The 12557-nt window shown below is 58.1% G+C and carries 9 protein-coding genes and 1 tRNA gene; 4 read left to right on the top strand and 6 right to left on the bottom strand.

Features of this window, described 5'->3' with window-relative positions; all coding sequences use genetic code 11:
• Positions 1 to 221 precede the first annotated feature (221 nt).
• Both AB4Z23_RS09710 and AB4Z23_RS09705 read left to right on the top strand, forming a co-directional pair.
• Positions 222 to 854, top strand: coding sequence for an outer membrane protein (locus AB4Z23_RS09710; RefSeq protein ID WP_003513345.1), 633 nt, complete (start codon positions 222 to 224; stop codon positions 852 to 854).
• 212 nt (positions 855 to 1066) lie between these two features.
• Entirely contained in the window at positions 1067 to 1429 is a 363-nt protein-coding gene (locus AB4Z23_RS09705) for a hypothetical protein (protein ID WP_003513347.1), read from the top strand.
• A gap of 156 nt (positions 1430 to 1585) precedes the next feature.
• Here the strand turns inward: AB4Z23_RS09705 and AB4Z23_RS09700 are convergent.
• Positions 1586 to 1661: transfer RNA gene (locus AB4Z23_RS09700), tRNA-Ile, on the bottom strand.
• 178 nt (positions 1662 to 1839) lie between these two features.
• Here AB4Z23_RS09700 and AB4Z23_RS09695 point away from each other — a divergent pair.
• A complete protein-coding gene (locus tag AB4Z23_RS09695; RefSeq protein WP_112154043.1) occupies positions 1840 to 2583 on the top strand; it encodes an SIMPL domain-containing protein in 744 nt (247 codons plus the stop codon).
• 171 nt (positions 2584 to 2754) lie between these two features.
• On the opposite strand, the gene AB4Z23_RS09690 is transcribed toward AB4Z23_RS09695, so the two are convergent.
• Positions 2755 to 3132: a hypothetical protein gene (locus AB4Z23_RS09690; RefSeq protein ID WP_003513350.1), complete on the bottom strand. Its 378-nt coding sequence runs from the start codon at positions 3130 to 3132 to the stop codon at positions 2755 to 2757.
• A gap of 159 nt (positions 3133 to 3291) precedes the next feature.
• A complete protein-coding gene (locus tag AB4Z23_RS09685) occupies positions 3292 to 3717 on the bottom strand; it encodes a secondary thiamine-phosphate synthase enzyme YjbQ (protein ID WP_038491704.1) in 426 nt (141 codons plus the stop codon).
• A 252-nt stretch (positions 3718 to 3969) separates the two neighbouring features.
• Between AB4Z23_RS09685 and AB4Z23_RS09680 the strand changes: the two genes are divergently transcribed.
• Positions 3970 to 6522 (top strand): HWE histidine kinase domain-containing protein, encoded by a 2553-nt coding sequence (locus tag AB4Z23_RS09680; RefSeq protein WP_421477151.1) that lies wholly within the window; start codon positions 3970 to 3972, stop codon positions 6520 to 6522.
• Positions 6523 to 6700: 178 nt separating this feature from the next.
• On the opposite strand, the gene AB4Z23_RS09675 is transcribed toward AB4Z23_RS09680, so the two are convergent.
• The 3 genes from AB4Z23_RS09675 to dnaG form a co-directional block, all read right to left on the bottom strand.
• Positions 6701 to 7621 (bottom strand): DUF930 domain-containing protein, encoded by a 921-nt coding sequence (locus AB4Z23_RS09675; RefSeq protein ID WP_162696512.1) that lies wholly within the window; start codon positions 7619 to 7621, stop codon positions 6701 to 6703.
• A gap of 195 nt (positions 7622 to 7816) precedes the next feature.
• Positions 7817 to 9871, bottom strand: coding sequence for an RNA polymerase sigma factor RpoD (gene rpoD, locus AB4Z23_RS09670; RefSeq protein ID WP_003513359.1), 2055 nt, complete (start codon positions 9869 to 9871; stop codon positions 7817 to 7819).
• A 394-nt stretch (positions 9872 to 10265) separates the two neighbouring features.
• On the bottom strand, positions 10266 to 12251 hold the full coding sequence (gene dnaG, locus AB4Z23_RS09665; RefSeq protein ID WP_003513370.1) for a DNA primase: 1986 nt from the start codon (positions 12249 to 12251) through the stop codon (positions 10266 to 10268).
• Positions 12252 to 12557 lie beyond the last annotated feature (306 nt).

The raw sequence follows: 12557 nt of genomic DNA, 5'->3' as shown, positions 1-12557 counted from the left end.
CCGCTTCCGTCGCTTTGACAAGGCGGCGAAAGGAACCAAACGCCGTTGAAGGCGTTCGCCGCATCAGAACAGCATGACGGGGCGGTAAAAACGTCGCGATTTGGGCAAGGGAGGCCGGCAACTCGAGGGAACAATGTGCCCCTTGGAACCGCCGATCTCCAACCCATATTAAATGCACCTAATATATGTTATAGAAGTCAATCAGCTCAGGGAGAAAAACGATGAAAACGCTGATCGTAACGTCACTCTTGGCCCTGTCCGCCAGCACCGCGATGGCTGCGGATGCCGTCTACGAAACCCCGGCGCCTCCGGTCGCGCAGGAAACCCTGCCGGTATTTACCTGGTCTGGTCCGTATCTTGGTATTCAAGGCGGCGCAGGCTGGGCGAACGGCGATTTTTCAGCTGGCGGCCCCGTCGCGTCGGATAGTTTCGATGGCGGCATTCTGGGCGCTTTTGCCGGTTACAATTACCAGTTCGACAATAATTTCGTCCTCGGTATCGAAGGCGATGTCGATTATAACTGGAACGACAATGACTATGCCGGCGTGAACATCGGCACCGACTGGCAGGGCTCTGTTCGTGGCCGTGTCGGTTACGCTTTCGACCGTGCCTTGATCTATGGTACCGCCGGCTGGACAGCGACGCGCGGCTTCATCGAAACGCCTGGCGCCGGCAAGGATAGCACCACGTTCAACGGTTACACCGTCGGCGCTGGCCTTGACTATGCCTTCACCGACAATGTGTTCGGCAGGATTGAATATCGCTACAATGACTATGGCGACAAGGACATCTTCGGCGTCAACACCGATTTCGACCAGAGCACCGTCAAGGTCGGCCTTGGTGTGAAGTTCTGATAGCGTCGACAAACGTCAGCAAAAGAGCCCGGCCAAGTGCCGGGCTTTTTCTTTGTCGGAACGCCGCACCAGCTTCGCCCTGAGACTGTAAAAACGTGGAAAATGTGAACATCGCAAAAATGAGATATTCACGGACCGTTCAGCCGGCCCGTGCCATCATGCGGGCATAATGAGCCTCTATCTCCCGAAGCAGGCTTATGGAGTAGCCCTCGATGAAAAAGATCATTCTTACAACCCTTGCCGCGCTGGTTGCCACCGGCAGCGTCTTCGCGTCCTACGGCACCGCTGCCGCGCAGGACTATCCCTATCGTCCGCGCTACGACCGTGGCGGCCCGCCCCCACCTCCCTATCGCGAACACCGCCGCCACAATGATGGTGCTGCGATTGCCGGCGGACTGGCTGCAGGCGTTATCGGCGGCCTGATCGGCGGCGCAATCGCCAACGGCGGCAACAGCGGTCCCCGCTACTACGAGCCACCACCGCCGCCCCGCCCACGCTGCTGGTTCGAAGACCGCCGCGTTCCCAATTCCTATGATGGCGGCTGGCACACCGAAAGCATGCGGGTCTGCGACTGACCCCATAGCTGAAAATCCGTAATGAACAATCCGATCAGTCTGAATGGCTGGTCGGATTTTTTGTTGGATGAGCAAAATCCAAGGAATGCGCAATGATCGATGATGTATCGACTTGCTATACGGAATCGCACCAACTCGTTCAAAATATAAGGAAAATGGTGGGCCCGGAGAGACTCGAACTCCCAACCAAGCGGTTATGAGCCGCCGGCTCTAACCATTGAGCTACAGGCCCTTTCGGAAAAATTATCCGAAACACCGGCTTCGCAATGGTTCGAATCCGGTGGGTCACGCTCTAACGTAATTTTTACGGCCCGACAAGCCATTGATGCTATCGCAAGCTGCCGTTGCCGTATTAGCTTCACAATCTAAGGCAATACCCTGCAAAGGGACACAATCAACGAGGAAACACCATGACGACGACAAAGGCCCGCCTTTTCGCACTTAGTGCATTGACCGCAGCAGCAATGATGCCGCTTGCCGGTAATGCCCTTGCGCAGGATGCCACTCCGCGCGAAGCAACCATCAGTGTTTCCGGCGAAGGCCAGTCGGCAATCGCGCCCGATATGGCGATCCTGTCATTCAGTGTCGTCAAGCAGGCGGAAACGGCGGCTGCGGCTCTGACAGAGAATTCCAAGGCGCTCGCCGAGGTTCTGAAATCGCTGAAGGCGTCCGCCATCGAAGACCGCGACCTGCAGACGAGCAATTTCTCCGTGCAGCCGCTTTACAAGCATTATGAGCCGAAAGACGGCGTTTACGTTGCACCGGAAATTACCGGCTATCAAGTTTCCAACGGACTGACCGTGCGCGTACGCGACCTGAAGAAGCTGGGCGAGATACTCGATACCTCCGTCAAGCTCGGTATCAACCAGGGCGGCGATATTACCTTCACCAATGACAAGCCGGAAGCAACCGTAACCGAGGCCCGCAAGCAGGCGGTTGCCGATGCGCTGGCCAAAGCGAAAACGCTGACGGAAGCGGCGGGCGTGAAGCTTGGACGCGTGATCCAGATAAGCGAGAACATGCAGCGCCCCATGCCGGTGCCGCAGGCCATGATGCGCGCTTCGATGGCGAAGGAGGCCGACAGCGTGCCGATCGCTTCGGGTGAGAACAGCTACAGCGTGGTGGTCAACGTCACCTTCGCCCTGGGCGAATAAAACAGTCGGAGCGGCGGCATTGCCCGCCGCCCGCATTTGCCGAACGGCTGCGCGCAACCGCCACCCGAGAGGCCACAAAAAGAAACGCCCCCCGCCTGTCATAACAAGCGAGGGGCATTTTTTTTGATCCGCGCGAAGGGCGGGGGATTTCCGCGGATCAATATCAGCCGTTTAGCGACGGATCACCGGGCAACCACGCTCATTGGCGAAGAAGATGCGGTCAGGGCCACGACGGTCGAAGCCTGCAACCACGACACGGCGCGGCGACACATCGACAACGCGCGCGCGGCGAAGACCCATGCGGCTAGCCTTTTCCTCCGCAAGCCGCGGCGAGCAACCGTAACGCGGGCGGTCAGGACGGCCCCAACCCGGACCAGGACGATCGGGACGACCCCAGCCCGGGCCGCGGCCTCTGTCATGACCGTATCCATCCTGAACCTGAACTCTGAGCTGAACATCCGGGCCAGCCGAAGCAGCTGGAGCGGTGACGGAAATTCCGCCGAGGGCGATGAGGGCAGCCAGGCCGGCTTTTGCGAAGGTACTGAACATGAACTCACTCCGTTTGTTTCTGCGCCGGCAGGGACGTCCCCCGGCGATTGACGAGACCCTAGACCCGCCCGCCTGAACGCCGACAGAACCGCATGTTCAGCAGACGTTCAGAGATATTAACGGGAAAACGAAAGGAAAAGGCAGGGCTTTTGACGGGAATCATGGGGAGATATGCAGAACGATTTCACGGCGGTGCGGCCGGTCGCGATGTTCGAAAAGATAAAGGCCCTGCCATGTGCCAAGGGTAAGCCTGCCATCGCTGATCGGTACTCCGATGGAAACCGCGGTCAGGGCCGATTTGATGTGAGCAGGCATGTCATCAGGGCCTTCGAGCGTGTGGACGACCCAGCGCATGGAGACATCGTCGGAAGGTGGCACGAGGCGGGAAAAAAATATCGCCAGATCGCGCCGAACATCCGGATCGGCATTTTCCTGGATAAGCAGGGAGCAGGATGTGTGCCTGACGAAGACGGTCAAAAGGCCTTCGTCCACGCCTGCCTCCTTCACAAAGCGCTCGGCCTCGGACGTAAATTCGTAGAGCCCCTGCCCGTGGGTGGTGGTAATGGTCATTTTCTTCTGCGGCACGTTATTTCCTTTAGAAAATTCGGAACAAATTAGGCACTGCAAACGTTGGACCATGTCGAATTGTAACTGATGGCGAAAAGGCGTGCTTCCATGACATGGCTGCTGCCTTTAATAGAACGGAATACCGGCGTCACGGTTGCAAAAAACGGGGAAGGATTGGCACTATCAGAATGAACCATTCAGGCTTTCCCGTCTGCGGACGACTAAACTATTTTCAGTGCAAGACAGGCAGAGGGTGCGAGAGATAGATTCATGGCATCCACTGATTATAATGTCGACCTGACAAATTGCGACCGCGAACCCATCCACATTCCAGGTTATATTCAATCGCACGGCTGCCTGATCGCTTGCGATAACGCCATGCGCATGGTCCTGCGACACTCGGAAAACTGTCGCGAGATTTTGCGCGTCGATGGCGATATCAACGGCAGAACCGCCGAAGAAGTGCTTGGTAAAAATCTCGTCCATGACCTTCGCAACGCACTCACGGTAACTGGCAGAACCACCCGCCCTGCCATGCTGCCCAATATGGAACTGCGCGATGGTCGCAGCTTCGATATTGCGCTCCACCGCTATAAATCCACGACGATCATCGAATTCGAACCGTCGGGGAGCGAGACCCAGCCGCTTGGCACCGCACGTAAGATGGTGGACCGCATTCGCGAGGCAGACACGGTCGAAAGCCTGATTTCGAGAACAACCCGGCTGGTAAAGGCGACCTTGGGTTACGACCGGGTGATGATCTACCGTTTCGAGGATGACGGTGCAGGCAAGGTCGTGTCGGAGGCAAAGCAGCCGGAACTGGAAAGCTTTCTCGGACAATATTTTCCGGCGAGCGACATACCGCAGCAGGCCCGCACGCTCTATCTTAAAAACACACTGCGCATCATCTCCGACGCCAGCGGAATACGAGTTCCCGTATTGCCCGCCATCGATGTGTCTGGTGAACCGCTTGATCTGTCATTTGCGCATTTGCGCAGCGTTTCTCCCATCCATTGCGAATATCTTCGCAATATGGGCGTTGGTGCCTCCATGTCGATTTCGGTGATCGTCGATGGCGCCCTGTGGGGTCTTATCGCCTGCCACCATTATTCGCCACGCGTTCTGACGATGTCAGTCAGGATCGCCGCAGAAATGTTTGGAGAGTTTTTCTCCATGCATTTGCAGGTCCTTAAGCAGAAGCGCAAACTCGATACCGTCAACCACGCCCATGCAGCTCTAGACCGCTTCCTGCGGCTCGCCGCCCATCACGCGCACATCGAGGAACTGCTGATCGACAGTTTCCAGGATTTTGCCGATCTGATGCCATGCGACGGCGTCGGGCTTTGGGTGGACAACAACTGGCACGGCCACGGCGCAACGCCGCCCGCGGATGCCATTCCCAGGCTGGCGCGCTTCGTAACCTCTGTCAGTGAGGGAAGGGTCTGGGCAACCCATGCCATCTCGCAAGCCATACCGGAAGCGGAGATTTATGCGGATATCGCAGCCGGAATGCTCGCCATTCCGCTGTCGCAGGTCAAAAACGACTATCTGCTGTTTTTCCGCAGGGAGATCGTGCAGAACCTGAACTGGGCCGGCAACCCGGAAAAATCCTATGAGACCGGTCCGCTCGGCGATCGTCTCACGCCGCGCAAGAGCTTCGCGATCTGGAAGGAGACCGTGCGCCTGCAGGCGCAGCCATGGTCCGATGCGGACCGGGAAATTGCCGAAGCCGCAAGAATAGCGTTGGTCGAGGTCGCATTCCATCACAGCGAGCTGATGGCGGGCGAAAGGGAGCGCGCGGAAGTGCGCCAGCGCATGCTGAACGAGGAACTCAACCACCGCGTCAAGAACGTTCTCGCCATTATCAAATCGCTGGTCGGCAATCCCTCGCAGGAGGGTAAAACCCTGCAGGAATATGTCGGTGCGCTGAAGGGTCGTATCCAGGCATTGTCCTTTGCCCATGACCAGATCATTCGCGGTGAAGGCGGCGGGTCGTTGCGCGACCTGCTAGACGCCGAATTGTCGCCGCACCGTTCAGCCGAGGCTATTGTTGATCTCGCCGGACCACAGGTCACGCTCGATTCGCGCGCATTTTCCGTCATGGCCCTCGTACTGCATGAACTGGCGACGAATGCTGCCAAATACGGCGCGCTTGCGCAGACCGGCGGAAAACTGGATCTGCGCTGGGAAGTCGACGAAAACCGCGATTGCCTGATACATTGGCGCGAAACTCTGCCTACCAAGCTGCCCACACCATCACGCTCCGGGTTCGGCACGGCGCTCATCAGCCGCAGCATCCCCTACGATCTGGGCGGACGCAGCACCATTCGGTATTTGCCTGATGGACTGGAGGTGGAAATTCTCCTGCCCTCCCGCCATATCTCAGCAGTCATGACAGCTTCCGAGATGAAGACGGAGGATGACACCGTACCACAACCCAGACGGTCCAACCGGGAGGAAACGTTGAAAATATTGCTCGTAGAAGACCAGATGCTGATCGCCATGGATGTGGAGAACATGCTGGAAGACAACGGCATCAAGACAATCGAAACCGCGACCTCCTCGGCAATGGCCATCGAGAAGCTGAAGAGCTATGTGCCGGATGTGGCTATCCTCGACATCAATCTCGGTTCCGACACATCCATCGCCGTCGCACGCGAGCTTCACCGCCGCGGCATCCCCTTCCTGTTCGCCACCGGCTATGCCGATGCCAGCATGGTGCCTGACGACTTCGGCAACGTGCCTGTTATCAGGAAGCCGTACGACGAGGATGCGCTGATGGCGGGTATCGGGCTGTTGGTCGGGGATACGGAGAGGGTGTAAGCTCCCAGCCCTGCTGACCGACATATGTCCAGACTCGACGTTATCCTTGGGCTTGTCCCAAGGATTTAAACACGTCTACAAAATCGGTCGGTTGCATATCCTCGGGACAAGCCCGAGGAAGACGGAGTGGCGGACGGAAACCTTCGTCAGCAAACCAAAAGTTTAAAAAACCTAACCTTCATTGAAATCGGGTGAAGCCCCGCTTTTTCGCCTCATCCGGTGTTAAGGCGTTCCCAATTTTAAACCGGAAGGCCGTAACGGCGTAGTTATCCAGATCGACCTCGCACTGAAAAGACACATCGTGCCAGCTATTGCCGGTGTTGAATGCGCCGCCGGAAGCATCAATCGAATTCCCCGATATCCTCCCGCCAGTATCCGAATAGGGTATCATGCCACGGGCGGCAAAACCCGCGCCCTGAATTTGCGCCAGAGCCTCCGTGCTGCAAAGCTGAACAATGCGGCGGCGGGGCGGCAAATCACCAAACATCTGGCGTCTTTGGGCCGGAGAAAGCAGCGACGAAGACAATAATTGTTTGGCGGCCGGAAGTTTCGCGGGCTTCTCCTTTGCCACCTCGGCAGGTTTTTCGTCAGCCGGTTTCTCCTGCGGCACAGGCGCCTTTTCCGGCTCAGCCTCTTGCTTGACGGGTGAAACCGCAATTTCTCCCTGCTCGGCGGACGCCTTGAGATCGCCGTTGGCGGCAGATGGCGCGGGCTTGTCCTCAGCCGTCTTTTCAGGCTGGCTTTCAGGCTCCTTGGAAGGCTCGGCCTTGTCCGCTTCCTCCGCCTTACCTGGCTTGTCCTCTGGGTCCGCCTGCGTCTCCTCCGGCCGCATGGCGATGGCCGGCAGCGTCGCCTGCAAGGGCGGCGAAGGTTTCGGCTCCTCTGCCGGCGGAGCGGGCGGCGGCGGTGGAGGCTGCGGCTTTTCTTGCTTTGCCTGCTCGGCGGCGGGAGGCTTGGCTTCTTCCGGCTTCTTTTCCTCAGGCGGCGGCACCAGATCGACGCTGATGCTTTCCGGCTCCTGCGGTTCGGCTATGCGTTCGGGCAGTTCAAAAAGAAAGATCGCGACCACAGCCAGATGCAGCAACACGGAGACGGGCACCGCCCATCCCTTCCCTCGCCATCTGCTTGCCGAAACCTGTTGCATGTTATCGAGCCAAATCGAACCTGAGCATTTCCGAAAAAGCGGAACGCTTTGTTTTCACACATAAGGCTTGTCGCAGAGATCGCCAGTGCAGGAAACAAAAAACCCGGCCAGAGGTGACTGACCGGGTTCAATTTTAAAGCAGGCAAAGGCTTAGCTGTCGAGGAAGCTTCTGAGCTTTCTGGAGCGGCTCGGATGCTTCAGCTTGCGCAGTGCCTTGGCCTCGATCTGGCGAATACGTTCGCGCGTAACCGAGAACTGCTGGCCGACTTCTTCCAGCGTATGGTCGGTGTTCATGCCGATGCCGAAACGCATGCGCAGAACACGTTCTTCACGCGGCGTCAGCGAGGCGAGAACGCGGGTCGTCGTCTCGCGCAAGTTGGCCTGAATGGCGGCGTCGATCGGCAGCAGCGCGTTCTTGTCCTCGATGAAGTCGCCGAGATGCGAATCCTCTTCGTCACCCACAGGGGTTTCGAGCGAAATCGGCTCCTTGGCGATTTTCAGAACCTTGCGCACCTTTTCAAGCGGCATGGCCAGCTTTTCCGCCAGCTCTTCCGGGGTCGGCTCGCGGCCGATCTCGTGCAGCATCTGGCGCGAGGTGCGAACGATCTTGTTGATCGTCTCGATCATGTGAACCGGAATACGGATCGTGCGCGCCTGGTCGGCAATAGAACGGGTGATCGCCTGTCTGATCCACCATGTCGCATAGGTCGAGAACTTGTAACCACGGCGATATTCGAACTTGTCCACCGCCTTCATCAGGCCAATATTGCCTTCCTGAATGAGATCGAGGAACTGCAGGCCGCGGTTGGTGTATTTCTTGGCGATGGAGATCACGAGACGCAGGTTGGCCTCGACCATCTCCTTCTTGGCGATACGCGCTTCGCGCTCACCCTTCTGTACCATGGAAACGATACGGCGGAATTCGGCGATGGAAATACCGGTTTCCGTCGACAGATTCTGGATTTCCTGACGGATCTCGCGGATCGTGTTGCTTTCCTCGCGGGCGAATTCCTTCCAGCCGCGGGCGGCCAGATTGGCAATCGACTTCATCCAGTTCGGATCGAGTTCCGCACCGTGATACTGCTCGAGGAAGCTGTCGCGCTTTACGCCATAGGATTCGGCAAGGCGCAGCAGCCGGCCTTCGTTCTGCATCAGACGCTTGGAAATATCGTAAAGCTGCTCGACAAGGCTGTCGACACGGTTCTGGTTCAGCGACAGCGACTTCACAGCCGTGATCAACTGGTCCTTGAGGTCCTTGTAGCGGCGCTCCTGACCGGAGGACAGGGTTCCCGTGCAGGCAAGGCGAGCCTCGACCTGCTGGTCCTGAAGCTTGCGCAGCTTCTTGTAGGTGTCGGCAATGGTGTCGAGCGTTTCCATGACCTGCGGACGCAGCTCGGCTTCCATCGCGGCAAGCGAAAGGTTGGACTCGTCGTCGTCCTCTTCTTCCTCTTCCGGCGGCAGGCCATCGCCACCCACGTCAGTCACATCCTCGTCACCGGAGGGCGCACGCAGTCTGCGGGTCTTTTCCTTCTCTTCGGCGGCCTTGCGGTCCGCCTCGATCTTTTCCGGGCTCTGGAACTGCGGGGCAGCCTTGGCTTCCGGGCCGGAATAAGTGGTTTCGAGATCGATGATCTCGCGCAGAAGCGTCGTGCCTTCGTTGAGTTCGTCGCGCCAGATGATCAGCGCCTGGAACGTCAACGGGCTTTCGCAAAGGCCGGAGATCATCGTTTCGCGGCCGGCCTCGATGCGCTTGGCGATGGCGATTTCGCCTTCGCGCGACAGAAGCTCTACGGAACCCATTTCGCGCAGATACATGCGCACAGGATCGTCGGTACGGTCGGTCGGTTCTTTTTTCTTCGCGGTCGCAAGCGCGGTACCGCCGGAAGGTGCCAGTTCCCCGCCTTCGGACTCTTCGTTATCGGAATCGTCGCTTTCGGCTTCGCCCGGCGCTTCCTCGGCATCCTCGTCCTCGATAACGTTGATGCCCATATCGGACAGCATCGCCATCGTGTCTTCGATCTGCTCGGACGTCACTTCTTCGGACGGCAGGACGGAATTCAGCTCGTCCATCGTCACATAGCCGCGCTTCTTGGCGGCCTTGATCATCTTTTTGACCGCGTCATCCGAAAGATCGAGAAGCGGACCGTCCGTCGCACCGTCGCGTTCGTTTTCTGCTTCTTCGTTTTCTTTGACTTTGGTTGCCATCTATCTCGTCGCTTTCCCTGACGCTAACACCTGTTCCGCCGCATCGCCGTTCGCCTTGAGAGCATCCGGCTGATAACAGCGAATCACTGTCAGACACCTAACGGAGTGATCTTTAATTGCCGATTAACCACGGCAGCCTCAGGCAGAATGCAAAGACAGTGCACCCGAAAATGCTTGCTCATGCAATTTCTATCCGCCAAGGCTCATTCCACCTTACTATTCCTGAATTGGTGATTCCCGCTATTTCCCGCCCCGTCAAGCCTTTGAGGGCGAGACAGCCACGGAAATTCATAAAAAGGGCCGCATTTTGCGAGTTATCACCAGACTACCCCCTATTTAGGGCGCTTGCAGCAAAAGGCAACCCCACACGTCTTTCTATTCTTGGCCGCAGTCCTCAGCCATGGCCGACAGCCGGACCCTTTACCCGGCCGGACATAACGCCGAAACCATCGATGATCGCTTCCTGATTTTCCATTCGGCCGATTTCCAGCTGAACTTCGGCCAGCGCCCGCACCAGAAGCGTGCCGCGTTCGTCGTCCGTCGCCTCGCCTATTTCCCGCTCCAGCTCGCGCTTCTGCCAGAGCAGGGATTTCGTCCTCTTGTGCAGGGAAAGCGCCTGCACATATCCCTCACGCGCATCTTCCAGCGCCGCCTGTTCCGTGGCCGTCCACAGGCGCGCATTGCGCACCTGCTGGTCCATGGTTTTCAAAAGCACCTCGAAACCCTGCTGCGACAGGCGCTCGATCAGCCCTGCCCGCGAAATCTCGGCCGCACTTTCCGCAGCAAAGGTCAGCACAGTCGACCACAGGCGTTGCAGATCGCGGTTTTCGTAATCGATCGCGGCGATCTCGTCATATTCCTCAAGCAGCAGTTCGGGATGATTGACGATGGTGATTGCGAGAACGCTTTCGCGAAGTGAAGGCTTGGTCTGGTGCCCCCTGACCAGACCCGACTGGGTAAGCCGGTCGGAAATGTTACTGGCCGGCGCAGCCATGGCTCCACCCCGTCCGGAAGCGTTCCTCTGGAACCCGCGCCCATTACCCTGCTGGCCATCGCGACGGAAATTTCCACCCTGCGAACCGCCCTGCTGAAAACGCGGCTGGAAGAAGGCATTCAGCCTGTCGCGCATATCCTGCTGGTAAAAACGCCGCACCGCCTCGTCGCCGATGACGGCAACGATCTGCCGCAGCCGGCTTTCAAGCTGGGCACGCTTTTCAGGCGTATCGAAAGTCACCGAAGACGTCTCGCGGCTCCAGATCATCGCCGCGAGCGGTTTTGCCTCGGAAAGCACACGGTCAAAAGGCGCACGCCCCTCCAGCCGCACGAGATCATCAGGGTCTTTTCCGTCGGGCAAAAGCGCAAAGCTCACCGAACGATCAGGCTTGATATGCGGCAGGGCGAGATCGGCTGCGCGGTTGGCGGCACGAATGCCGGCGCCGTCGCCATCAAAGCAGAGGATCGGCTGCGGCGACATTTTCCACAGGAGCTCAAGCTGGCTTTCCGTCAGCGCCGTGCCGAGCGGGGCGACAGCATTTTCGACACCCGCCTGATAAAGCGCAATGACATCCATATAACCTTCGACGGCAATGACGGTCCCACCGGAAGCCTGCGAGGCGCGCCGCGCGCGGGCGAAATTGTAGAGAACATTGCCCTTGTGAAAAAGCTCGGTCTCGTTGGAGTTCAGATATTTGGCCACTGCATCCGCCGCCATGGCGCGGCCGCCGAAAGCGATCACCTTTTCGCGCGACGACAGGATCGGGAACATGATGCGGTCGCGGAAGCGGTCATAGGAAACCGGCACGTTTTCATGCACCACCAGCCCGCAGGCTTCCATCTGTTCGCGCGCCACACCCTTGCTCGCCAGATGCTCCTTCAGCGCATTGCGGCTATCTGGTGCAAAACCGAGCCTGAATGTCTCGATGGTGCGCCCAGTCAGCCCGCGATCGCGCAGGTAAGCCCGCGCCCGCGCACCAAGCGCGGTCTGCAACTGATCCTGAAAGAACAGCGTCGCCATTTCCATGACGTCCTGCAACGAGGTGCGCTCGCGCTCGCGCTTCTCAGCCTGCGGATCGGGCTGCGGCATGGAGATGCCGGCCATGTCGGCGATCTGCTGAACGGCTTCGGGGAAACTCAACCCCTCGAGATCGGTGAGAAACCGGAAATGATCGCCGGAAACACCGCAACCAAAACAATGGTATCGCCCCTTGCGATCCTCGCAATGAAAACTCGGGCTTTTTTCGCCATGGAACGGGCAGCAGGCCCAATAATCGCCCCGCGGCGTATTGGTCTTCTTCTTATCCCAGGACACACGTCTGCCGATCACATCGGAGATGTTCACGCGGTCGCGTATCTCATCGAGAAAAGAATTGGAAAATCGCATGGGTTACCTGTTCGAGGCCAGTCTTTCATATAAGCGCAGAAAGGGGTCAGTACCAAACCCAAAGAACCGGAATACCCGATATTCACAGGCCATCGCACTAAAACCGCATCGCCGCTGTCGCCCGCTTCGGGCAAATTTATGGCAGCGCATCATCACAAAAAATTATGTTTTTGTAATTTGAGCCAACCGTCGCGGAGGTATAAAACATATTCAAAGGCAGCGCCCGGACATTCTCATAAAGCTGCTGACGCCCGCAGGCACGTCCCCCGAAAAACGCCTGCGCGTGACCGCATTTTGATCCGCCGA

Source organism: Agrobacterium sp. MCAB5 (assembly GCF_052114365.1).
Taxonomy (GTDB): domain Bacteria; phylum Pseudomonadota; class Alphaproteobacteria; order Rhizobiales; family Rhizobiaceae; genus Agrobacterium; species Agrobacterium tumefaciens.
This window is presented reverse-complemented; position numbering and strand designations above follow the sequence as displayed.

Coding starts and splice junctions, on each gene's coding strand:
- AB4Z23_RS09680 (WP_421477151.1), top strand. CDS start 3,970: ATGGCATCCACTGATTATAATGTCGACCTGACAAATTGCGACCGCGAA.
- AB4Z23_RS09695 (WP_112154043.1), top strand. CDS start 1,840: ATGACGACGACAAAGGCCCGCCTTTTCGCACTTAGTGCATTGACCGCA.
- rpoD (WP_003513359.1), bottom strand. CDS start 9,871: ATGGCAACCAAAGTCAAAGAAAACGAAGAAGCAGAAAACGAACGCGAC.
- AB4Z23_RS09710 (WP_003513345.1), top strand. CDS start 222: ATGAAAACGCTGATCGTAACGTCACTCTTGGCCCTGTCCGCCAGCACC.
- AB4Z23_RS09705 (WP_003513347.1), top strand. CDS start 1,067: ATGAAAAAGATCATTCTTACAACCCTTGCCGCGCTGGTTGCCACCGGC.
- dnaG (WP_003513370.1), bottom strand. CDS start 12,251: ATGCGATTTTCCAATTCTTTTCTCGATGAGATACGCGACCGCGTGAAC.
- AB4Z23_RS09690 (WP_003513350.1), bottom strand. CDS start 3,132: ATGTTCAGTACCTTCGCAAAAGCCGGCCTGGCTGCCCTCATCGCCCTC.